Origin of the sequence: Solimonas flava DSM 18980 (assembly GCF_000426685.1) — a bacterium.
GTDB classification, from domain to species: Bacteria; Pseudomonadota; Gammaproteobacteria; order Nevskiales; family Nevskiaceae; genus Solimonas; species Solimonas flava.
The window spans coordinates 480677-503651 of the sequence record NZ_AUFV01000002.1; the positions used below are offsets into that span (position 1 = coordinate 480677).

General features: G+C 69.8%; 15 protein-coding genes. 10 read left to right on the plus strand and 5 right to left on the minus strand.

The window, feature by feature from the left end:
* The first annotated feature begins 31 nt into the window (after window positions 1-31).
* The 3 genes from K343_RS21020 to lon all read left to right on the plus strand — a co-directional run bounded on the left by K343_RS21020 (window position 32) and on the right by lon (window position 10329).
* Window positions 32-5665: an alpha-2-macroglobulin family protein gene (locus tag K343_RS21020; RefSeq protein ID WP_051277958.1), complete on the plus strand. Its 5634-nt coding sequence runs from the start codon at window positions 32-34 to the stop codon at window positions 5663-5665.
* Window positions 5666-5684: 19 nt separating this feature from the next.
* Window positions 5685-7778, plus strand: coding sequence for a transglycosylase domain-containing protein (locus K343_RS21025; RefSeq protein WP_043112125.1), 2094 nt, complete (start codon window positions 5685-5687; stop codon window positions 7776-7778).
* Between the two features lie 217 nt (window positions 7779-7995).
* Window positions 7996-10329: an endopeptidase La gene (gene lon, locus K343_RS21030; RefSeq protein ID WP_366514377.1), complete on the plus strand. Its 2334-nt coding sequence runs from the start codon at window positions 7996-7998 to the stop codon at window positions 10327-10329.
* 89 nt (window positions 10330-10418) lie between these two features.
* On the opposite strand, the gene K343_RS0104980 is transcribed toward lon, so the two are convergent.
* Both K343_RS0104980 and gloB read right to left on the minus strand, forming a co-directional pair.
* The gene (locus K343_RS0104980) at window positions 10419-10778 is read right to left on the minus strand and encodes a hypothetical protein (RefSeq protein WP_028007110.1); all 360 of its coding nucleotides are present in this window, start codon (window positions 10776-10778) and stop codon (window positions 10419-10421) included.
* 53 nt (window positions 10779-10831) lie between these two features.
* A complete protein-coding gene (gloB, locus tag K343_RS0104985) occupies window positions 10832-11608 on the minus strand; it encodes a hydroxyacylglutathione hydrolase (protein ID WP_028007111.1) in 777 nt (258 codons plus the stop codon).
* Window positions 11609-11650: 42 nt separating this feature from the next.
* Here gloB and K343_RS0104990 point away from each other — a divergent pair, with 42 nt between their 5' ends.
* From K343_RS0104990 to K343_RS0105005, 4 genes are all read left to right on the plus strand, one after another.
* Complete coding sequence (locus tag K343_RS0104990; RefSeq protein ID WP_028007112.1) at window positions 11651-12427, plus strand: class I SAM-dependent methyltransferase; 777 nt, start codon at window positions 11651-11653, stop codon at window positions 12425-12427.
* Between the two features lie 37 nt (window positions 12428-12464).
* Window positions 12465-12947 carry a ribonuclease HI gene (rnhA, locus tag K343_RS0104995; RefSeq protein WP_020650104.1) on the plus strand — a complete coding sequence of 161 codons (483 nt, stop codon included), beginning with the start codon at window positions 12465-12467 and terminating at the stop codon, window positions 12945-12947.
* The gene (gene dnaQ, locus K343_RS0105000; RefSeq protein ID WP_028007113.1) at window positions 12944-13666 is read left to right on the plus strand and encodes a DNA polymerase III subunit epsilon; all 723 of its coding nucleotides are present in this window, start codon (window positions 12944-12946) and stop codon (window positions 13664-13666) included. The genes rnhA and dnaQ overlap by 4 nt, the downstream gene beginning before the upstream one ends.
* Window positions 13667-13733: 67 nt before the next feature.
* A complete protein-coding gene (locus K343_RS0105005) occupies window positions 13734-14801 on the plus strand; it encodes a DMT family transporter (RefSeq protein WP_043112127.1) in 1068 nt (355 codons plus the stop codon).
* A gap of 70 nt (window positions 14802-14871) precedes the next feature.
* On the opposite strand, the gene K343_RS0105010 is transcribed toward K343_RS0105005, so the two are convergent.
* Window positions 14872-15801 carry a metalloregulator ArsR/SmtB family transcription factor gene (locus K343_RS0105010; protein WP_028007115.1) on the minus strand — a complete coding sequence of 310 codons (930 nt, stop codon included), beginning with the start codon at window positions 15799-15801 and terminating at the stop codon, window positions 14872-14874.
* A 202-nt stretch (window positions 15802-16003) separates the two neighbouring features.
* Window positions 16004-16660 (minus strand): hypothetical protein, encoded by a 657-nt coding sequence (locus tag K343_RS24340; RefSeq protein WP_051277959.1) that lies wholly within the window; start codon window positions 16658-16660, stop codon window positions 16004-16006.
* A gap of 513 nt (window positions 16661-17173) precedes the next feature.
* Here K343_RS24340 and fadB point away from each other — a divergent pair.
* Both fadB and fadA read left to right on the plus strand, forming a co-directional pair.
* Window positions 17174-19339 (plus strand): fatty acid oxidation complex subunit alpha FadB, encoded by a 2166-nt coding sequence (fadB, locus tag K343_RS0105020; RefSeq protein ID WP_028007117.1) that lies wholly within the window; start codon window positions 17174-17176, stop codon window positions 19337-19339.
* A 36-nt stretch (window positions 19340-19375) separates the two neighbouring features.
* Window positions 19376-20536 (plus strand): acetyl-CoA C-acyltransferase FadA, encoded by a 1161-nt coding sequence (fadA, locus tag K343_RS0105025; protein ID WP_028007118.1) that lies wholly within the window; start codon window positions 19376-19378, stop codon window positions 20534-20536.
* A gap of 58 nt (window positions 20537-20594) precedes the next feature.
* Here the strand turns inward: fadA and K343_RS0105030 are convergent, their stop codons facing one another.
* Window positions 20595-21449, minus strand: coding sequence for an AraC family transcriptional regulator (locus K343_RS0105030; protein WP_028007119.1), 855 nt, complete (start codon window positions 21447-21449; stop codon window positions 20595-20597).
* 99 nt (window positions 21450-21548) lie between these two features.
* Between K343_RS0105030 and K343_RS0105035 the strand changes: the two genes are divergently transcribed.
* Window positions 21549-22769 carry an MFS transporter gene (locus tag K343_RS0105035; RefSeq protein ID WP_028007120.1) on the plus strand — a complete coding sequence of 407 codons (1221 nt, stop codon included), beginning with the start codon at window positions 21549-21551 and terminating at the stop codon, window positions 22767-22769.
* The last annotated feature ends 206 nt before the right edge of the window (window positions 22770-22975 follow it).

A 22975-nucleotide genomic window follows, 5' to 3' on the forward strand; every position in this document is an offset into this window, starting at 1 on the left:
GCGCGCGCTCGCGGCGTCCGCCGCGCTGGCGATGCTGGCCGCCGCTGCGCCGGCTGCGGCCGAGGCGCTGACGCTGCTGCGTATCACGCCGGACGGCCGCGACGTGCCGGCCGAGAACCAGATCGTGCTGAGCTTCGACCGCGCCGTCGTGCCGCTCGGGCGCATGGAGCGCGACGCCTCCGAAGTGCCGGTCACGGTCACGCCGGACCCCGGCTGCCAGTGGCGCTGGCTCGATACCGAAAACCTCGCCTGCAATCTCGTCGGCGGCGCGCGCCTGCGCGCAGCCACCGAATACACGGTCAGCGTGCAGGCGCCGGCCGACGGCGGCTTCGTCGCGCAGGACGGCAGCCGCCTGGCGGCGCCGCGCGTGCAGCGCTTCGTCACCGAACTGCCGCGCGTGCAGTCCGCCAGCGTCGGCGAATGGCGCGGACCGACGCAGCCGAGCGTGCGCGTGCGCTTCAACCAGCCGGTCACCGCGGCGTCGGTCGAGCGCGTGCTGAGCTTCGACGGCGCCGCGCTGCGCGCGCTGCCCGAGTACTACGACGACGACACGCCGTTCTGGACGCCGGACGGCGAGGCGCGCCAGCTGTGGCGCGTCGAACCGCGCGCGCCGCTCGCCGACGATCACGATGTCGCGCTGCGCATCAGACCGGGTCTGCGCTCGGCCTTCGGGCCGCAGACCGGCAGCGAGTCGCGCAGCGTCGAATCGCTGCGCACCTTCGGCGCGCCGCGCCTGATAGGTCTGCGCTGCAGCGACGGCGACACGACGCGGCTCGCCGAGCCGGGCCTGCGTTGCGCGCCGCTCGAAGGCGTGTCACTGGTGTTCAGCACGCCGGTCGCCGTCTCCGAACTGCGCGCCGCGCTGCGGCTGAGCCCGGATCCGCGCGCCGCGTTCCGCGATCCCGACTACGACCCGTGGACCAACGCCGGCGACGGCGACGAGAGCGAAAAGGCCGCCGCGCGGCCGGTGAGCGGCGATCATGGCCGCGATTCGACCTACGAACTGCGGCTGCCGTACACGCTGGCCGCCGACACCGACTACACCTTGACGCTGGCGGCGACGCTGAAGGATCGCTTCGGCCGGGCGTTCGGGCGCGAGGCGCGGCTGGGCCTGCGCACCGGCGCGCGCACGCCGCGGCTGGTCTTCGAGCACAGCCCGGCAGCGCTCGAGAGCGGCGTCGATTCCGAGGTGCCGGCGGTCGTCACCAATCTCGACCGCCTGGGGCTGTCGGCGCAGCGCCAGACGGCGACGCAGCACGACGAGGTGCGGCGCGAGGTGCCGGTGAGCGGTCCGCGCAATCTCGCGTTCGCGATGCCGCTCGGCGTCCGCGAACTGCTCGGCGCCGGCAGCGGCGCGCTGCTTGGCGAGCTGACGAGCGCGCCGCGGACGTCGTCGCGGCCGCTGCCGTTCTTCGCCGAGGTCACGCCCTGGCAGGTGCATGCCAAGTACGGCAACGAGAACCTGCTGGTCTGGGTGACGGCACTGGCCGACGGCGCGCGCGTCGCCGACGCCGACGTCGCCGTCGTCGATGGCTGGAACGGCGCGGTGAAGGCGAGCGGCCGCACCGATCGTGACGGCCTGGCCCTGCTGCCCGGCGGCCGCGAACTCGATCCCGAGCTGCAGCGCCAGTACGTGTCGACGACGGGCGGCGCGCAGCGCCAGCCGCTGATGTTGCGCGTGGTCCGCGGCAACGACATCGCGCTGCTGCCGCTCGCCAGCGAGTTCGAGGTCGATACCTGGCGCGCGTCGCGCGAGCAGGTTTCCGAATGGCGGCGTGCCCGGCACGGCCATCTGCGTGCCTGGGGCGCGACCGCGCAGGGCGTCTACCGCGCCGGCGACACGATCCAGTACAAGCTCTACGTGCGCGACGATGCCGAGCGCGGCCTGAAAGCGGCGCCGGCCGCCGGCTATACGCTGCGCATCGTCGATCCGACCGGCACCGTCGTGCAGGAGCGCAGCGCGCTGGCGCTGTCGGTGTTCGGGGCGCTGGCCGGCGAGTTCAAGCTGGCGAACAGCGCCGCCGTCGGCTGGTACCGCTTCGAGCTGCAGCCTGCGTACGCCAAGGACCTGACGCTGGAGCCGATGCGCGTGCTGGTTTCGGACTTCGTGCCGGCGCCGTTCCGCGTCGCCGCCGAATGGCGCGCGAACCGCGCGGCGCCGGGTGCCGTGGCGACCGCGGCCTTGCGCGCGACGCTGCACGGCGGCGGGCCGTTCGCCGGCGCGCCGGCGCGACTCAACGCGCGGCTGCAGGCGCGCGGACTCGAATCGCGCGATCCGCTGGCGCGCCGCTACCGTTTCGATACCTGGCAGGACGGCGGCCGCGACACCGCGCCGCTGCTCGACGTGCAGGCGGCGCTCGACGCCAAGGGCGAATGGAGCGCCCCCGTGCAGCTCGACGACGGCCCGGTGCTGTACGGCGATCTGGTGCTGGAGGGCACGGTGCAGGATGACCGCGGCCGTTCGATCGTCGCTCAGGCGCGCATTCCCTATTTCGGACGCGACCGCTACATCGGCGTCCGGCACGAAGGATGGGCGCGCGCCGGCCAGTCGACGACGGTGGAAACGCTGGTCGTCGACCGCGACGGGAAGCCGGTGGCCGGCAGCCCGTACTATGTGAAGGTCGAGCGCAAGATCACCAAGGGCGCGCGCGTGAAAGGTGCCGGCAACGCCTACATCACGCGTTACGTGCATGAATGGCAGCGCGTCGCGACCTGCAAGGGCCGCGCGTCGGTGCAAGGCAATGCCTGCACCTTCACGCCGGATGCCGGCGGCGAGCTGCGCGCGATCGCGATGACGCAGGACACGCAGCAGCGCCTGCACACGTCGAGCACCTGGATCTACGCGCAGGGCCGCGATGCCGTGCTCTGGGAAGACCGCCCGGACTTCTCGCTCGACGTGCGCCCCGACCAGGTGGCGTACCGGGTCGGCGACACCGCGAAGCTGTTCGTGAAGAACCCGTTCCCGGGCGCGACCGCGCTGGTCACGGTCGAGCGCTATGGCGTCATCACGCAGCGCACCGAGACGCTGGCGACGGCGACGCCGGTGATCGAGGTGCCGATCAAGCCGGAGTATCTGCCGGGCGCGTACGTATCGGTCGTCGTCATGTCGCCGCGCGTCAGCGCCCCGGTCAAGGACGGCGCCGACCTCGGCAAACCGACGTTCCGCATGGGCTACGCGACGCTTGTCGTCGAAGACCCGTACCGCGAGCTGCAGGTGCAGGTGACGCCGGCGAAATCGGTGCTGCGGCCGCGCGACAGCGTGCCGGTGGCGCTGCAGGCGACGCCGCGACATGCCAGCGGCGAGCCGGTCGAGTTCGCGGTCGCCGTGCTCGACGAGGCGGTGTTCGATCTGATCCAGGGCGGCAGCGCCTACTTCGACCCGCTCAAGGGCTTTACCCAGCTCGACCCGCTCGATCTCGCCAACTACAGCCTGCTGACGCGCCTGGTCGGGCGCCAGAAGTTCGAGAAGAAGGGCGCCAGCCCCGGCGGCGACGGCGGCGCCGACCTGTCGCTGCGCTCGATCGAGAAATTCGTCGCGTACTGGAATCCGGCGCTGCCGGCCGACGCCCAGGGCCGCGCCAGCTTCACCTTCACCGCGCCCGACAACCTGACCGGCTGGCGCGTGCTGGCGATGGCGGTGACGCCGTCGGACCGCATGGGCCTCGGCCAGGGCTCGGTCGCCGTCAACAAGCCGACCGAGCTGCGTCCGGCGCTGCCGAACCAGCTGACGCGCGGCGATCGCGTCGACGCCGAGTTCACGGTGATGAACCGCGAGCAGAAGGCGCGCACGCTGGCGGTCAGCGTCGAGGCGAGCGGCGCGGCGAGCGGCCAGGTGTCGCAAGCGCTGACGCTGCAGCCGTTCGAGCGCCGCAACGTCGCCTTGCCGCTGACGGTCGACGGCAGCGGCGCGGTGCACTTCGTTGCGCGCGCCGGCGAGGGCGAGCAGGGCGACGCGCTGCAGCTCGACGTGCCGGTGCACGAGCGGCCGCTGACCGTGACGGCCGCCGATTTCTCGTCGCTGACCGCCGACGCGCCGCTGACGATCCCGCTGAAGATCCCGGCCGACGCGCCGCGCGCCGAGCTGCAGCTGAACTTCGCGAGCACGGTGATCGGCAATCTCGACGGCGCGTTCCGCTACATGGCCGAGTACCCGTACCTGTGCTGGGAACAGCGCCTGAGCAAGGGCGTGATGGCGGCGCACTTCCTCAAGCTGCGCGAGCGCCTTGCGTCGCCGCCCCAGGAACCTCTTGATTGGCCGGGCGCGGCGACGCAGACGCAGACGATGCTGGCCGACGCCGCGGCCTTCCAGGCGCCGGGCGGCGGCATGGCCTTCTTCGTGCCCGACGACGAGCGCGCAAGCCCGTACCTGTCGGCGTACACGGCGCTCGCCTTCGGCTGGCTGCAGCAGCTCGGTTACGAGCCGCCGCGCGAGGTCTGGGACAAACTCGACGGCTATCTGCAGCGCCTGCTGCGCGAGGACCTCCGCGCCAACGGCTACGACAGCGCCGAGCTGCGTGCGCAGGTGCGGGCGACCGCGCTCGCCGCGCTCGCGCAGCGCGGCAAGCTGGGTGCCGACGAGCTGCGTCGCTACGAGCCGCAGCTGCCGCGCATGGGCCTGTTCGGCGAGGCGCTGTACGTGCAGGCGGCGGCGCACACGCGCGGCGCCGACGCGCCGCTGCAGGCGGCGATCTCGCGCATCCTGGCGCGCGGCCAGCAGTCGGCGGGCACGCTGGCGCTCGACGACCGCAGCGACGCGACGGTCTACGCCTGGCTGCTCGGCTCGCCCTTGCGCTCGAACTGCGCGGCGCTGTCGGCGCTGCTCGCGCGCGGCGCGGCGAACGACCGCGAGGCCGAGCTGCCGATGAAGCTGACGCGCACGATCACGCAGGCGCGCGGCACGCGCGTGCATTGGGAGGACACGCAGGAAAACATCTGGTGCACGCGCGCGCTGATCGAATACGCCGACCGCTACGAGGCCACGCCGCTGCAAATGACGGCGAGTGCGACGCTCGGCGATCCGCAGGCGGGTGGCCTGGCGCTCGGCAGCGTGCAGCTCGCCGCCGGCCGTTCGGCAAGCCTCGTCAAGCCGCTCGACGTGAAGGCCGCGACGACCACGTCGCTGAAGGTCAGCGGCGAAGGCGAGGGACGCGCCTACGTGACGACGATGCTGCGCTACGCGACGCCGGCACCGACGGCGCCGCTGTCGGCCGGCCTGTCGGTGACGCGGCGTTACGCGGTGCAGCGCCACGGTCAGTGGCAGCCGCTCGAAGGCGAGGTGCTGAGCGTGAAGCGCGGCGAACTCGTCAAGGCCGAACTCGTCGTCGACGTGCCGGCCTGGGCGACGTACCTCGTCGTCGACGATCCGGTGCCGGCCGGTTTCGAGCCGCTGAATCCGGATCTGGCGACGGCCTCGGGCCTCGGCGCCGAGGCCATGGCCGAGGCCAGCCCCGCCTATCCGTATCCGTTCTATCACCGCGAGCTGCGCTTCGACGCCGTGCGCTTCTACGCCGACGAGGTGACGGAAGGCCGCTACCAGCTGGCGTGGATCGGCCAGGCCGTGGCGACCGGCGAGTTCGCGGCGACCGAGACGCACGTCGAACGCATGTACGACCCGGACGTGTTCGCCAACGGCGTGGCGACGCGGTTCCGGATCGAAGCGCCGTGACGCGGCGGGTGCGGCAGACGTGAACGAAGGAGTGCGGCGGCGCGGCGCTCGGTGGCTGGCGGCGCTCGGTGGCCTGCTGCTCGGCGCGCTGGCGCTGGCGACGCTGTTTGCGCAACGCGCGCTGCCCGACACGCTGCGCCTCGACGCCGAAGCCGCGCGGCAGGTCGAGCTGCTCGACCGCGACGGCCGGCCGCTGCGTCTGGCCTACGACGGCGGCTGGAACCTGCACGAGCGCGTGCCGCTGGCGGCGGTGCCGGCGACGCTGCGCGCGGCGATCGTCGCGGCCGAGGACCGTCGTTTCTGGACGCACGCCGGCATCGACTGGCGCGCGCGCGCCTCGGCGCTGTGGGTCAATCTGCGCAACGGCCGCGCCGTGCGCGGCGCCAGCACGATCAGCGAGCAGGTCGTGCGCATCCTCCATCCGCGGCCGCGCACCGTCTGGTCGCGCTGGGTTGAGGGCTTCGAGGCGCTGCGCCTGGAGGCGCGCTTCAGCAAGGCCGAGATTCTCGAGTTCTATCTGAATCAGGTGCCGTACGGCGCCAACCGGCGCGGCGTCGCGCCGGCCGCCGCGTACTACTTCGACCGCAGCCTCGACACGCTGTCGCCGGACGAGATGCTGGCGCTCGCCGTGCTGGTGCGCGCGCCGACGCGGCTGGCGGCCGATCCGCCGGCGCTGCGCGCGCGCCTGCGCCGCCTGGCGCAGGCGCTGGCGGCGCAGGGCCGCTGGCGCGCGCCGCTGCCGGAAACGGCGCCGGCGCTGGCGCGCGCGCGGCCGCCGCTGCAGGCCGCGCACTTCGTGGCCTGGGCCGGCCGCGCCGCGGCGCGGCAGCGGCCCGGTGCCGCGCGCGTGCGCTCGACGCTCGATGCCGAACTGCAGCAGTCGGCCGAGGCCTTCCTGCGCGAGCGCCTGCGCGATCTGGCGCGCGAGGGCGCCGCGCAGGGCGCGGTGCTGGTCGTCGATCTCGACGGCAATCGCGTGCGCGCCTACGCGACGGCCGACCGCCTGCATCCGGACATCGTCGGCATCGATCCGATCCAGACGCCGCGCCAGCCCGGTTCGACACTGAAACCCCTGTTGTACGCGATGGCGATCGAGCGCGGCTGGCGCGCCGATACGACGATCGACGACGCCGAGCTGCGCGAGCGCATCAACGGCGGCCTGCACGAGTACCGCAACTACAGCCGCGTGCATTACGGCCGCGTCACGGTCGCCGAAGCGCTCGGCAATTCGCTGAACATCCCGGCGGTGAAGGCCTTGCAGTTCGTCGGCCAGGCGCCGTTCCTGGCACGGCTGCGCGCGCTCGGCGTCGACAGCCTCGACCAGCATCCGAACGTCTACGGCGACGGCCTCGCGCTCGGCAACGGCGCGCTGACGCTGTACGAGCTCGTGCAGGCCTACACGGCACTGGCCCGCGACGGCCTCTGGCAGCCGCTGACGGTGCTCGACGACGCCGGGCCGCGTCCGCCCGCGCGCGCCCTCTACACGCGCGAGGCCGCGCACGCGATCAGCGCCATCCTCGCCGATGCTTCGGCGCGGCTGCTGGAGTTCGGCGAGGGCGGCGTGCTGCGCTTTCCGGTCGCCACCGCGGTCAAGACCGGCACGTCGAGCGACTACCGCGACGCCTGGACCGTGGCCTACGACGGGCGCTGGCTGGTCGGCGTGTGGCTCGGCAATCTCTCGGGCCAGCCGACCGAGGGCGTCACCGGCGCGCGCGGTCCGGCGCTGCTGACGCGCTCGCTGCTCGCGCGCCTGCCGAGCGACGTCGCGCTGCGCGCGCGCCCGGCCGCGCCCGAGCGGCCGGAATCCGGGCAGGCGCCGGCCGCGGCGCCGGAGGCGCCTGCCGAGCCGCTGCTGGCGCAGCCCTTCGACGGCCTGCTGCTGGCGCGCGATCCGCGCATCCCCGCCGCGCTCCAGGCTTTCCGCTTCGAGCTGGCCTGGCGCGAGCGGCCGCAGCGGGTGCGCTGGGAGGTCGACGGCGCGGTCGTCGCCGAGACCCGCGAGCCCTACTTCGACTGGCCGCTGGTGGCCGGCGCGCATGCGGTCCGCGCCCTCGCGTTCGACGCCGGCGGTGCCGAGCGGCCGACCGCCGCGGCCCGCATCACGGTTCGCTGAGGGGCGCTGCGCGGCGCCTGGCGGGGCGTCAAGTGCTTGATTGCAAAGCGCCTGGCGTGATCTTTCGGGCGCTGCGGCTTGATTCTTGCGACATCGGCCGCATCACAGTCTTCCGAGCCGGCATAATGCCGGCAGACAACCAGGAGATCTCGTGGACAACCAGACCGAACGCACCGCACCTGTCTTGCCGTTGCGCGATGTGGTCGTGTTCCCGCACATGGCGATCCCGCTGTTCGTTGGCCGCGAGAAGTCGATCAAGGCCCTGTCGGCGGCTATGCAGGACGACAAGCGCATCCTGCTGGTCGCCCAGCGCACGGCCGATACCGATGAACCGGGCGCCGACGACCTTTATCGCGTCGGCACGCTGGCCAGCATCCTGCAGATGCTGAAGCTGCCGGACGGCACCGTGAAGGTGCTCGTCGAAGGCGTGCACCGCGCGCGCATCAGCAACTTCGATCTCAGCGGCGCCTTCGTCACCGCCGAGTGCCAGCAGCTGCCCGACGACAAGCTGGCGACGACCGACGACAAGGAGGTCGACGCGGCGACGCGCTCGCTGCTCGCGCAGTTCGAGGCCTACGCCAAACTCAACAAGAAGATTCCCGCCGAGCTGCTGCCGTCGCTGGCCAGCATGGACTCGCCCGGCCGTCTCGCCGACACCATCGCCGCGCACCTCAACCTCAAGCTCGAAGACAAGCAGGAAGTGCTGGAGATCGACGACGCCAAGGCGCGCCTCGAGCACGTCATGCGCCAGCTCGAGAGCGAGATCGACGTGCTGCAGATCGAAAAGAAGATCCGCACGCGCGTCAAGCAGCAGATGGAGAAGAACCAGCGCGAGTACTACCTGAATGAGCAGATGAAGGCCATTCAGAAGGAACTCGGCGAGAACGAGGAAGGCCCGAGCGAGCAGGAAGAGCTCGCCAACAAGATCGAGAAGTCCGGCATGCACAAGGAGGCGAAGGCCAAGGCTGTCGCCGAACTGAACAAGCTGAAGATGATGCCGCCGATGTCGGCGGAAGCCACCGTCGTGCGCAACTACCTCGACGTGCTGACCTCGGTGCCGTGGAAGAAGCGCACCAAGACGCACATCGACCTCGATCTGGCGCAGCAGAAGCTGGACGAGGACCACTACGGTCTCGAAAAGATCAAGGAACGCATCGTCGAGTATCTGGCCGTGCAGGCGCGCACCAAGAAGCTGAAGGGGCCGATCCTGTGCCTCGTCGGCCCGCCGGGCGTCGGCAAGACCTCGCTCGGCCGCTCGATCGCCGAGGCGGTCAACCGCAAGTTCGTGCGCATGTCGCTGGGCGGCGTGCGTGACGAGGCGGAGATCCGCGGCCATCGCCGGACCTACATCGGTTCGATGCCGGGCAAGATCATCCAGAACATGCAGAAGGTCGGCGTGAAGAACCCGATGTTCCTGCTCGACGAAATCGACAAGATGGCCATGGATTTCCGTGGCGATCCCTCGGCGGCGCTGCTCGAGGTGCTCGATCCGGAGCAGAACAGCACGTTCCAGGATCACTACCTGGAGGTCGAGTACGACCTCTCGGACGTGATGTTCATCGCCACCGCGAACACCCTGAACATTCCGGGTCCGCTGCTCGACCGCATGGAAGTGATCCGCCTGCCGGGTTACACCGAGGACGAGAAGGTCGCCATCGCCAAGCAGTATCTGCTGCCGAAGCAGATGAAGAACAACGGCCTGAAGGACGGTGAGCTGAAGGTCGGCGACGACGCGCTGCGCGAGACGGTCCGCCTCTACACGCGCGAGGCCGGCGTGCGCAGCCTGGAGCGCCTGATCAGCAAGATCTGCCGCAAGGTGGTCAAGCAGCTGGTGTCGAAGGAAGTCGCGGCGACGGTCGAGGTGACCAAGGACAACCTCGGCCAGTACCTGGGCGTGCCGCAGTTCCGCTACGGCCGCGCCGAGGAGAAGAACCAGGTCGGCCAGGTCACCGGTCTGGCGTGGACCGAGGTCGGCGGCGAACTGCTGACGATCGAGGCGGCGCTGTCGCCGGGCAAGGGCAAGCTGACGCAGACCGGTTCGCTCGGCAACGTCATGCAGGAGTCGATCCAGGCGGCGCTGACCGTGGTGCGCTCGCGCTCGAAGAAGCTCGGCATCGATCCGAAGTTCTACGAGACCAGCGATATCCACGTGCACGTGCCGGAAGGCGCGACGCCGAAGGACGGCCCGTCGGCCGGTATCGCGATGTGCACGGCGCTGGTCTCGGCGCTGACCGACATCCCGGTGCGCGCCGACGTGGCGATGACCGGCGAGATCACGCTGCGCGGCGAAGTGCTGCCGATCGGCGGACTCAAGGAGAAGCTGCTGGCGGCGCAGCGTGGCGGCATCAAGACAGTCTGCATTCCGCAGGAGAACGTCAAGGATCTCGCCGACATTCCGGAGACGGTCAAGTCGACGCTCAACATCGAGCCGGTCCGCTGGATCGACGAGGTGCTGAAGATCGCGCTGGAGCGCGAGCCGGAACCGCGTGCCGAGGCGCAGCCGCCGGCCCCGGCCGACGCGGCCGCCGCCGAAGCGGCCCGCGCGCACTGAGTGGGGTCATCGACCCCGGTCCTCCGTCAGCGGAGGGCCGGGGTTTTTCTTTGCGCGCGGCGCGCGCGATGTCGAACGACGGCGACGCGCTACGAGCAGATCCGCCAGTTCTTCGGCTCGTCCCAGACGCGGATCTCGCGAAAGCCGGTGACCGCCGCGCCGCTGGCCTTGTCGGTCGCTTCGTCGATCTCGATCTGAACGTTGCCGTGCTCGTTGTCGAGCACCGAGCCGCGATAGGCGGTCGCGCCGTCGGCCGAGTCGCGGCAGACCTGCAGGCCGCGCTCATGGCGGATGCGCGCGATCTCGGCATTGCGATCGGATGTCGTCGCGCCGGCCGCGGCCGGCGCATCGGCGGCGGGCGCGGGGGCCGCCTCCTGCGCGAAGGCGGGGGCGGCGGCGCTCAGCCAGACGGCGAGCGCGAGCTTCGGGGACAGGCAGGCAGGGCGCATCGGGACTCCGGGCGAAGGGCCTGCCGAATCCTCAAGCAAGAAAAGCGCCGCCGCTAGCTGCGAAAACCGTCTTTCCAGCGCCGCAGGGCCGCGAAGACCGCGCCGTCGTTGGCGAGCGCCTCGCCGGCGTGTAGCTCGGCGGCGCTGCGCACCGCCGGCACCGCGGCGCGCAGGAACGGGTTGTAGCGTTTCTCGTCGCCGATCGTGCTCGGCAGCGTGGGGCGGCCGGCGGCGCGCTGCGCGCGTGCTTCGGCGAGCCGCGTCTGCAGCGCCGGATTGTGCGGCTCGACCGCCATCGCGAACGCCAGATTGGCCAGCGTGTACTCGTGCGTGCAGTGCACGGCCGTGGCGTCCGGCAGCGCCGCGAGGCGCTGCAGCGACTGCTGCATCTGCGCCGGGGTGCCCTCGAACAGACGCCCGCAGCCGGCCGAGAACAGCGTGTCGCCGCAGAACAGGCGCCGCGCTTCGGCATCGTGATAGGCGATGTGGCCGAGCGTGTGGCCGGGCACGGCGAGCACCTTGTACCGGGAGCCGCCGGCTTCGACCGTGTCGCCGTCGTCGAGCAGCACGCTGAGCTGCGGAATGCGCGCCGCCTCGGCGCGCGGGCCGTAGACCGGCACATGCCAGCGCGCGCGCAGTTCGGCGAGTCCGCCGACATGGTCGGCATGGTGGTGCGTGACGAGGATCGCCTCCAGGCGCAGGCCCTCGTCGTCGAGGAAGCGCTGTACGACGGCCGCATCGCCGGGGTCGACGACGACGGCGCCGCCGTCATGCACCAGCGTCCAGAGATAGTTGTCGGCGAAGGCCGGCAGGGCGTGGATGGAAGTCACGGCGGGCGTATGATGAAAGGGTCGTTCTCGGAGGGTAGTGCGATGTCGGCACCACGTCATCTGCGCGGTACGCGCCTGTGCGACCGCCGCACGCTGGAGCGCTGGTCGGAATCGGTGCGCGGCCAGCGCGTGCTGCAGCGGGAGGCGCGCGAGCTGCGCCGGCTGCTGCCGGACATTTTCGGCCGTCACGTCCTGCAGATCGGCAGCTGGGCCGGCGGCCCGCGTCTGCTCGACGGCGCCGAAACGCTGCATCGCGCCGTGCTCGGCACGGTGATGGACGGCACCGCGGCGGCGATCGCCGATCCCGAGCACCTGCCGCTGCCGGAGCGTTCGATCGACGCGGTGATCCTGCCGCACACGCTCGAATACTGCGAATCGCCGCACAAGGTGCTGCGCGAGGCCGCGCGCGTGCTGAACGATCGCGGTCGCCTGTTCGTGCTGGCCTTCAGCCCCTGGGGCCTGCCGGCCTGGCGCAGCCGCCTGGGCCTGCGCGCGCGCGCGTTTCCGCCGGGCGCCCGTTTCTACGGCGCCGGCCGCATCGGCGACTGGCTGCAGCTGCTCGACTTCGAGATCGCCGAAGTGCGGCGCTTCGGCACCGGTTTTCCGTGGCTGTCGCCGCGCTCGAGCGCGCATCCGTGGACGCCGGGCGATCTGCTGGCGCCGTTCGCTGAGTGCTACCTGATCGTCGCCCGCAAGCGCGTGCTGCCGATCAACTTCATCGGCAAGCCGGCGCGCGCGCAGATCAAGTCGCTGGTCGGTGTCGCCGCACCGGCCGCGCAGCGCAACGGCCTGGAGAACGAGGCCAAGCCGACGCCCTGAGCGATCGTTCGCCACCCGGCTGTTCTAAAATCGGCGCATGAACGAAGACGCCGCGCCGAAGCGCATCACGATCCATACCGACGGCGCCTGCAAGGGCAACCCCGGACCCGGCGGCTGGGGCGCCGTCCTGCAGTACGGCGGCCATCGCCGCACGCTCAAGGGCGGCGAGCTCGACACCACCAACAACCGCATGGAGCTGCGCGCCGCGATCGAGGCGCTGAACGCGCTCAAGCAGCCCTGCGAGGTGATGCTGTTTACGGATTCGGTCTACGTCATGCAGGGTCTGACGCAGTGGATGCCGAACTGGAAGGCGCGCGGCTGGCGTACCGCAGACAAGAAGCCGGTCAAGAATCAGGATCTGTGGCAGTCGCTCGATGCCGCCGTGCAGCGCCACCGCGTCGAGTGGCGCTGGGTCAAGGGCCACAACGGCGATCCCGACAACGAGGAGGCCGACCGGCTTGCCAACGAAGGCGTGCAGCTGGCGCTGGCCGACGCCGCCGCCCCGCGGGGCATCGCATGACGCGCCAGATCATCCTCGATACCGAAACGACCGGTCTCGAAGTCGACCTCGGCCACCGCATCATCGAGCTGGGCTGCATCGAACTGCGCAACCGGCGGCCGACGCAGAACAACCTGCACCGCTACTTCAATCCGGGGCGCGAGATCGACGCCGGCGCGATCAAGGTGCACGGCATCACCAACGAGCGGGTCGCCCGGGAGCCGACGTTCGCGGCGCTGGCGGCGCAGGTCTGGGAGTATCTCGAAGGCGCCGAGCTGATCATCCACAACGCCTCGTTCGACGTCGGCTTTCTCAACGCCGAGTTCGCGCGCGCCGGCATCGCGCGCAAGCTCGACGAAGTCTGCGAGATCACCGACACGGTGAGCATGGCGCGGCGCCTGCACCCGGGCCAGAAGGTCAATCTCGACGCGCTGTGCAAGCGCTACAACGTCGACAACTCGAACCGCGAGTTCCACGGCGCCCTGCTCGACGCGCGCCTGCTCGCCGATGTTTACCTGGCGATGACCGGCGGTCAGAGCATGCTGGTGCTCGACGACGAGGCCGGCGGCCAGGCGCGCCGCTCGCGCTTCGCCGAACTGCTCGGCGCCAGCGACGCGTCGCTGCCGGTGCTGCCGGCGAGCGCCGAGGAGCAGGCGGCCCATCAGGCGCGCCTCAAGAAGATCGCCGGCAAGGGCAAATGCCTGTGGCGCGGCGACCTGCCGGCCGAACAGACGGCCTGAGCTCGCGCCTGCCTGCGCGCGGCGTGCCGGTCTTGCGCCGCCTCGCGCGGCGGCGCACCTTGCGCTGATGGATCGAACCTCCGCTTCTTCCGGGCTTCGGCGTCCCGGCGTCGCGGCCGCACTGGCGGCGGCGGTGCTGTTCGGCGCCGGGGCTCCGGCCGCCAAGCTGCTGCTCGGCAGCATCAGTCCGTGGTTGCTCGCCAGCCTGCTGTACCTCGGCGCCGGGGTCGGGCTGTCGCTCTTCCGGCTATTGTCCGGCGCCGCCCGCGTGCGGCTGGCGCCGCGCGAATGGCCCTGGCTGATCGGCGCGATCGCCTTCGGCGGCGGTGCGGCGCCCGTACTGCTGATGTGGGGGCTGACGCGCCTGCCGGCTGCCGACACCTCGCTGCTGCTCAACGCCGAAGCGGTGCTGACGGCGCTGCTCGCCTGGTTCGCGTTCGGCGAGGGGTTCGATCGGCGCATCGCCGCCGGCATGCTGGCCATCGTCGCCGGCGCCGTCGTGCTCGGCTGGCAGGGACCTGCGCATCTGGACCGCGTCGGGCCGGCGCTCGCCGTGCTCGCGGCCTGCCTGTGCTGGGCGATCGACAACAACCTCACGCGCAAGGTGGCACTCGCCGACGCGAGCTGGCTGGCCTGCGTCAAGGGGTGGGCGGCGGGCGCCGTCAATCTGGCGATTGCGCGGGCGTTCGGTGCGGCTTGGCCGTCCGCGACCGGCGTCGTCGCGGCGCTCGCGGTCGGCTGGCTGGCCTACGGGACGAGCCTGGCGCTGTTCATCGTCGGGCTCCGGCATCTCGGCACCGCGCGGACCAGCGCCTACTTCTCAGCGGCGCCGTTCTTCGGCGCGCTGCTGTCGATCGTGCTGTTGCGCGAACCGCTGGGTGTCCCACTGCTGGTGGCGTCGGCGCTGATGGCGGTCGGCGTCTGGCTGCATCTGACCGAACGGCACGAACACGAACATCGCCACGAGCCGATCGAGCACGAGCACGAGCATGTGCACGACGGTGACGAGCATCATCAGCATCCGCACGATTCGCCGGTGGCGCCGGGCACGCGTCACCGGCATTGGCACCGGCACGCGCCGCTGCAGCACGCACACACCCATCTGCCCGACGTGCATCATCGCCACGGGCATTGATCCTGCGGATGGTTCGGTGCGTCTCGTGCCGGCCGGGGCCGCGCTTCACTGGCACCGGCCCCGGGAAAGATCAGCTGCGCCGCGCCAGCGCGGTGACAACGCCGAAATAGGGCGGCCGTGGTTCGTGCGAGCTGATCCGGCAGCTTTCGACCGTGTAGCCGCAGCCGCCGAGCAACCGGCGCAGCTTGTCCGGGCTGATGCCGAGATTGACGTGATCGTAGGCCCGCATCGTTTCCTCGTGCGTGTGCTCGGCCAGGGCCGCGACGATCAGCTGGCCGCCCGGCTTGAGCAGGCGCGCCGTTTCCTGCAGCACGGCCTTGGGCTCGCGCGTGTAGGCGAGGGCGTGCATCAGGAACACGTGGTCGTACCGCGCCGACGGCAGGCCGGAGGCGTGCATGTCGGCCTCGACGAAGCGCACGTTGGCGATCTTGCAGAGGCGCTTGCGCGCAGCGGCGATGACGGTCGGGCTGACGTCGACGCAGGTGACGCTGTCGGCGCGTTCGGCGACGAGCTCGGCGAGCACGCCGTCGCCGCAGGCCAGATCGACGACGTCGCCGAGCGACAGCAGGCCGATCAGCGCGCGCGCCGTCGCTTCCCAGGTGCGGCCCGGCGAGTAGTGCAGCTCCATGCGGCCGGCGACCGATTCGGCCCAGGTCTGGCCCTGCTTGCGGCGGGCGATCACCTGTTCGGCGCGTTCGCTGTCGACGCGCGCCTGGGCATCGTCGAGCGTGCCGCGCAGCAGGTTCCAGAACGTCGATGCTTCGCCGTCGTGGCTGAGCGCCGAGTAGTACGCCGCGTTGCCGGCGCGCTTGTCCTGCACCAGACCGGCGCGCTTGAGGCGCGCCAGATGCGTCGAGACCCGGCTTTGCGCGAGGTCGGTGACTTCCGTCAGTTCGGCAACCGAGAGCTCGTGGCGTTCGAGCAGCAACAGCAGGCGCAGACGGCTGACGTCGGACAGCAGGCTGCACAGGGCTGTGCTTTGCTCCAGAGTGAGGCTCATCGGCTATTCGGTCATGCGGATGGACGGATGGGCAATTGTCGCCTGTGCGGGCAGCGGTGTCAGTACGCGCCGCGCGTGGCGGCCCGCCGCCGTTCCGCGCTCGCGTACCGACCCGAGCATCGGCCGCCGCGCTGCGTTTGCCGTCCGCAGACGCAAACGAAAAAGCCCTCCGTGCGGAGGGCTTTTCGCGACCACCAGAGCTTCAGCTCGCCGACGGCGGCGTGCCGCCGGGCGGCGTCGCGGCGGGCGCTTCGCCGGCCGCCGGCTCGGTGCCGTGCTCGGCCGCTTCCTTCTTGCCTTGCGAAGTCGCGAGGAAGGCGCGCGAGAGCGGCGACGGCGTGATGTTCTGCACCGCCGCGACGACCGGCTCGGCGGCCTCGGCGACTTTCTTCTCGGCCGTGGCGATCGCCTTTTTGGCCTGGGTCTCGACCTTCTTGGCCGCGGCCTGTGCTTTCTTGACGTCCTTCTTGATGACGGTCTCGACCTTCTTCAGGTCCTTCTTCGCGGTCTTCTGCGCCTGGGCCGCGGCGGCCTGGACCTGCTTGACGACCTTCTTGGCCTTGGCCTTGGCGCCGGCTTCGGCCTTCTTGACCTTGGCGGTGTTCTTCTTGACCGCGGCCTTGACCTGGCTGACGGCCTTCTTCGCCTTGGTCTTCAGCGCGGCCAGCTTGTTCTTGGCGGTCGACTTGACCGGAGCCTTCTTGGCGACAACCTTCTTCGCAACTTTCTTGACGGCCTTCGTCGCCTTGGCAGCCTTCTTGGCGACGCCCTTCCTGGCGGCGGCCGTCTTGGCCGCAACCTTCTTCACGGCGGCCTTCTTGGCAGCCTTGGCCGGGCCCTTCTTCGTGGACTTCTTCATAAGCGTGGCAAGCTCCATACGGTTTGCGGCCGAGTCGGCCAGGGATACAGATGCAGCGAGAACGCAGCAGCACGGCGGGCGGCCAGACCGGCCCGCGGTTCGGTAATGCGGAATACGCGCCGGCGGCGAGTGGCATCCATGCCGGCGCGGGACGAGCAGGGCGGCCCGGAGCGCAGTACGGAGCTGCCGGCGGCAGTCCGTCGTCTCATCGCGCTGTGTGCAAACTGGCGTTCCGGGTGCGCCACGAACTCCCCTTGACTTTTCCCCCGAAAAGGTGTGGCCGAGTGTAGGCAAGGCCTAAAACATTGTCAAAAAATAAACACATGCGATGCCGTCGCGAGCGGCATGAAGACGGCTCGTGACGCCGCCCGGTAGCGGCGTCGAAAGGCGCATCGGGTTTCACGATGCCGGCCGCGCCGCTATGATGGCCGCCCATTCAATTCTGCTGGCGCGGTATTCCAGATTTCCATAACTGCGCCGACCCTTTTTCCATCGTTGAGCGAGGTGTTTGTAATGTCCAACGCGCCCATTTATCAGGGGCAGTCCATCCAAGTCGAAAAACTGGACGGCGGTTTCGCCGAACTGCGCTTCGACCGCCAGGGTGACGCCATCAACAAGTTCGACGCGCGCACCGTCAAGGAACTCGGCGAAGCCGGCGAAGCGCTGAAGAAGGACGGCTCGATCAAGGGTCTGATCGTCACCAGCGGCAAGGATTCGTTCATCGTCGGCGCCGACATCACCGAGTTCGGCGCCAACTTCCAGAAGTCCGAAGAAGAGATCGCCGGCTGGGCCTACGAGGCCAACAAGGTGTTCAGCGCGATCGAAGACCTGCCATATCCGACCGTCACCGCGATCAACGGCCTGGCGCTCGGCGGCGGCTTCGAGATGGCACTGTCGACCGACTACCGCGTGATGTCGACGAGCGCCCAGCTCGGCTTCCCGGAAGTCAAGCTCGGCATCTTCCCGGGCTTCGGCGGTACGGTTCGTTTCCCGCGTCTGGTCGGCGCCGACAACGCGATCGAATGGATCGCCGCCGGCGAGCAGCAGAAGCCGGAAGCGGCGCTGAAGGTGCACGCGGTCGACGCCGTGGTCGCGCCGGACAAGGTGAAGGCGGCGGCGCTGAAGCTGCTGCAGCAGGCGGTCGACGGCAAGTACGACTGGAAGGCGCGCCGCGCGCAGAAGACCGGCAAGCTGCAGCTGAACCCGATCGAAGCGATGATGGTGTTCAGCACCTCCAAGGCCTTCATCGCCGGCAAGGCCGGCAAGAACTATCCGGCGCCGCTCGCCGCCGTCACGGCGATCGAGAAGGCCGCCGGCAAGACGCGTGACGAGGCGCTGAAGATCGAGGGTCAGGGCTTCGCCAAGGTCGCCAAGACCACGCAGGCGGACGCGCTGATCGGCCTGTTCCTCAATGATCAGCTGATCAAGAAGAAGGGCAAGGGCTACGTCAAGGCCGGCAAGAAGGTCGAGCACGCGGCCGTGCTCGGCGCCGGCATCATGGGCGGCGGCATCTCCTACCAGTCCGCCATCAAAGGCGTGCCGGTCATCATGAAGGACATCGCCGACAAGGCGCTGGACCTCGGCATGGACGAGGCCAACAAGCTGCTGTCGAAGCAGGTCGGCAAGAAGCTGACCGCCGAGAAGGCCGGCCACATCCTGTCGACGATCCGCCCGACGCTGAACTACGGCGACTTCAAGACTGTCGACGTCGTCGTCGAGGCCGTCGTCGAGAATCCGAAGATCAAGAAGTCGGTGCTCGCCGAAGTCGAGAGCCAGGTCAAGGAAGGCACGATCATCGCATCGAACACCTCGTCGATCTCGATCGACGAGCTGGCCACGGCGATGAAGCATCCCGAGAACTTCCTCGGCATGCACTTCTTCAACCCGGTCCACCGCATGCCGCTGGTCGAGGTGATCTACGGCGAGAAGACCAGCAAGGAAGCGATCGCCACCGTCGCCGCCTACGCTGCGACCATGGGCAAGACGCCGATCGTCGTCAAGAACTGCCCGGGCTTTCTCGTCAACCGCATCCTGTTCCCGTACTTCTACGGCTTCCTCGGTGCGCTGCGTGACGGCGCCGACTTCGTCAAGATCGACAAGGTGATGGAAGGCTTCGGCTGGCCGATGGGCCCGGCCTATCTGCAGGACGTCGTCGGCATCGACACCTCGCACCACGTCGGCGACGTGCTCGCCGCCGGCTACCCGGACCGCATGTCGAACACGACCGGCGAGAAGACCGCGCTCGACGTGATGTACGAGCAGAAGCGCTTCGGCCAGAAGAACGGCATCGGCTTCTACAAGTACGAAACCGATCCGAAGGGCAAGCCGAAGAAGGTCGCCGATCCGACGACCTACGAACTGCTCAAGCCGATCCAGAAGGGTCAGGTCGACATGAGCGAGGAAGAGATCATCGATCGCCACATGCTGCCGATGATCATCGAGACGGTGCGCTGCCTCGACGACGGTATCGTCGAGACGCCGACCGAGGCCGACATGGGCCTGATCATGGGCATCGGCTTCCCGCCGTTCCGTGGCGGCGCGCTCAAGTACGCCGACACGATCGGCATGCAGACCATCCTCGACAAGTGCGCCAAGTACGCGCACCTCGGCAAGCTCTACGAGCCGACCGAGTCGATGAAGAAGATGGCCGCCGAAGGCAAGACCTACTTCCCCAAGTAAGCCCTTCGCGCACGAATTCGATTCTGGAGATTTGCAATGACTGATGTCGTGATTGTTGATGCGATCCGCACGCCGATGGGCCGTTCCCGCGGCGGCGTGTTCCGCAATGTGCGCGCCGAAGCGCTGTCCGCGCACCTGATGCAGGAAATCCTCAAGCGCAACCCGGCGGTCAAGCCGGACGAGGTCGAGGACGTGATCTGGGGCTGCGTGATCCAGACGCTGGAGCAGGGCTTCAACATCGCCCGCAACGCCTCGCTGCTCGCCGGTCTGCCGCAGTCGGTGTCCGGCCAGACCGTGAACCGCCTGTGCGGTTCGTCGATGACGGCGATCCATACCGCGGTCGGCGCGATCAAGGCCGGCGTCGGCGACGTCTACATCTGCGGCGGCGTCGAGCACATGGGCCACGTGCCGATGACGCACGGCTTCGACGGCGCGCCGGAGCTGTCGATCAATACCGCCAAGGCGTCGGCGATGATGGGCCTGACCGCGGAAATGCTGACGCAGACCCACCAGATCAACCGCCAGCAGCAGGACGAGTTCGCGCTCGCTTCGCACCAGAAGGCCTACGCCGCCTGGAAGAACGGCGAGTTCAAGAACGAGATGGTGTCGGTCGAAGGTCACGACGCCGACGGCGCGCCGCTGCTCGTCGATTTCGACGAAGTGGTCCGCCCGGACGCCAACCTCGCCGATCTCGGCAAGCTCAAGCCGGCCTTCAACCCGAAGGGCAGCGTGACCGCCGGCAACAGCTCGGCGCTTTCCGATGGCGCGTCCTGCGTGCTGGTGATGTCGGCCGACAAGGCCAAGGCGCTCGGCCTCAAGCCGCTCGCCAAGATCGTTGCGATGGCCTCGTCGGGCTGCAATCCGTCGATCATGGGCATCGGCCCGGTGCCGGCGTCGCAGAAGGCACTGAAGCGCGCCGGTCTGGACATCAGCAACATCGACTACTTCGAGCTGAACGAAGCCTTCGCCGCGCAGTCGCTGGCGGTCATGAAGGACCTGAAGATGCTCGACCGCATGGACCGCGTGAACCTCAAGGGCGGCGCGATCGCCCTCGGTCACCCGCTCGGCTGCTCGGGCGCGCGCATCACCGGCGCGCTCGCGCACGTGCTGAACGAGAAGGGCGGCGAGTTCGGCCTGGCGACCATGTGCATCGGCATGGGCCAGGGCGTCGCCACGATCCTGCAGCGCGTGAGCTGAGCACGCGCTCGCGGTTCGAGCGTTACACGAAGGGTCGGGCGCAAGCCCGGCCCTTTTTTCATGCCCGCGCCTGGCGAGCCCGCCGGCGGCCGCCGGGCCGTTGTCCCGGCGTCTGGTCCGGCGCTTCGAAGAAGGCGCTGGGCGTGATGCCGAACTGGCGCTTGAACATGGTCGCGAACGCGCTCGGGCTGCCGTAGCCGAGCGACAGCGCCACGTCGAGCACGCGCTCGCCGCTGGCGAGACGTTCGAGGGCCTGCAGCAGGCGTGCCTGCTGACGCCATTGCGTGTAGCCCATGCCGGTCGCGCGTACAAAGCGGCGGTGCAGGGTGCGCGGGTCGATGCCGAGCGCCTGGCTCCATTGCGCGGCGGTGCGCGGATCGTCCGGACTCTGCGCCAGCGTGGCGCAGATCGGCTGCAGCCGCGCATCGTCGGGTTCGGGCAGGTACAGCGGCAGGGTCGGCAGCGTGCGCAGCTCGTCGAGCAGCAGCTTCATCACGCGGCCGTCGCGGCTGTCGTCGACATACGCCGGCGCGATGTCGAGCGCGGCGATGATCAGCTCGCGCAGCAGCGGCGAGATGCCGATCACCGCGCATTCGGTTGGCAGGCCGGGCGCCGCATCGGAGCGGATGAAGGCCGTACGCATATGCACGACGCCGACCATGCGCACGGCATGTTCGGTGCCGGCCGGAATCCAGATGCCGCGCGTCGGCGGCACGATCCACTGGCCGTGCCGGCTGCTGACGACCATGACGCCGTGGACCGCATGCAGCAGCTGCGCCTGCGGGTGCTGGTGGGGCGGCGTCGCGTGGCCCGGTGCGTAGTCGACCGCCATCGCCACGACCGGCGCGGCACCACGGTCGTAGCGGTGATAGTGCGGCCGGCCGGCATCGGCATGTCCGAATCTCGAAGTCATGCGCCCTATTCTCGCAGGACAGGCATGGATTTGCCGCTTACGATGCGCGCCGCTGTCGCCGGCATCGTGCCGGCGTCGCGTTCATTGCACAGGTGAGCCATGCAAGGCAGTACTGCGAGTCCGATGCCGGCGAGCGCCCAGGCCGGGCGCACGGGTTTCGGCGTTCTCGGCGCGATCAGCTTCGCGCATTTCCTCAACGACATGATCCAGTCGCTGATTCTCGCGATCTATCCGCTGTTCAAGAGCGCGTTCGCGCTGAGCTTCGCGCAGATCGGCCTCATCACGCTGACGTATCAGCTCACCGCTTCGCTGCTGCAGCCGGCGATCGGCTTGTATACGGACCGGCGCCCGCAGCCGTACTCGCTCGCGCTCGGCATGGGGTTCACGCTCGCCGGCCTGCTGCTGATGGCGGTCGCGCCGAGCTTCGGCGTGCTGCTGCTGGCCTCGGCGTTGGTTGGCACCGGCTCGTCGATCTTCCATCCGGAATCGTCGCGCATCGCGCGCATGGCCTCGGGCGGGCGGCACGGACTCGCGCAATCGCTGTTCCAGGTCGGTGGCAACGCCGGCAGTGCGGTCGGTCCGCTGCTCGCGGCGCTGATCGTGATTCCGCATGGCCAGCGCAGCCTGGCGTGGTTCTCGGTCGCGGCGCTGCTGGCGATCGGCGTGCTCTGGCAGATCGGCGGCTGGTATCGGCGCCAGCATCGGGCGAGCAAGGCCCGCGCGTCCGAGCCGGCTTCGCCGCTGCCGCGCAGCCGGGTGATGCGGGCGATGGCGGTGCTGATGCTGCTGGTGTTCTCGAAGTACTTCTACCTCGCCAGCATCATGAGCTACTTCACGTTCTATCTGATCGAGCGTTTCGGGCTGACGGTGGCCGCGGCGCAGGTGCATCTGTTCGCGTTCCTGTTCGCGGTGGCCGCCGGCACCGTGCTGGGTGGGCCGATCGGCGATCGCATCGGCCGCAAGCGCGTCATCTGGTTTTCGATCCTCGGCGTCGCGCCGTTCACGCTGGCGATGCCGCACGTCGGCCTGGCCTGGACCGGCGTGCTCAGCGTCGTCATCGGCTTCGTGCTGGCGTCGGCGTTCTCGGCGATCCTGGTCTACGCGCAGGAACTCGTGCCGGGCAAGGTCGGCGCGGTATCGGGTCTGTTCTTCGGCTTCGCCTTCGGCATGGGCGGCATCGGCGCCGCCGTGCTCGGCCGGCTCGCCGACGCGCACGGCATCGTCTACGTCTACCAGCTTTGCGCGTGGCTGCCGCTGCTGGGCCTGCTGACGGTTCTGCTGCCCGATCTGCGCGGCGCGCCGGCCGCAGGCCGCGGCTGAGCGCGCGTTCGCCCACGAAAAAGAGGGGCCGGTCGTGCGACCGGCCCCTGTACGCGAAGGGAGCGCGTCTTTCGGGAACCTCCGAAAAACGCGCCTGCATCGTCATGGCGAGGCGCCGCTGGCGACGAAGCAATCCAGTGGCGCACGAGACGCAGGCGGCGTCTCTGCTCTGGCTTGCCGCGGCGCGCTGTGCGGGCCCCGCGACG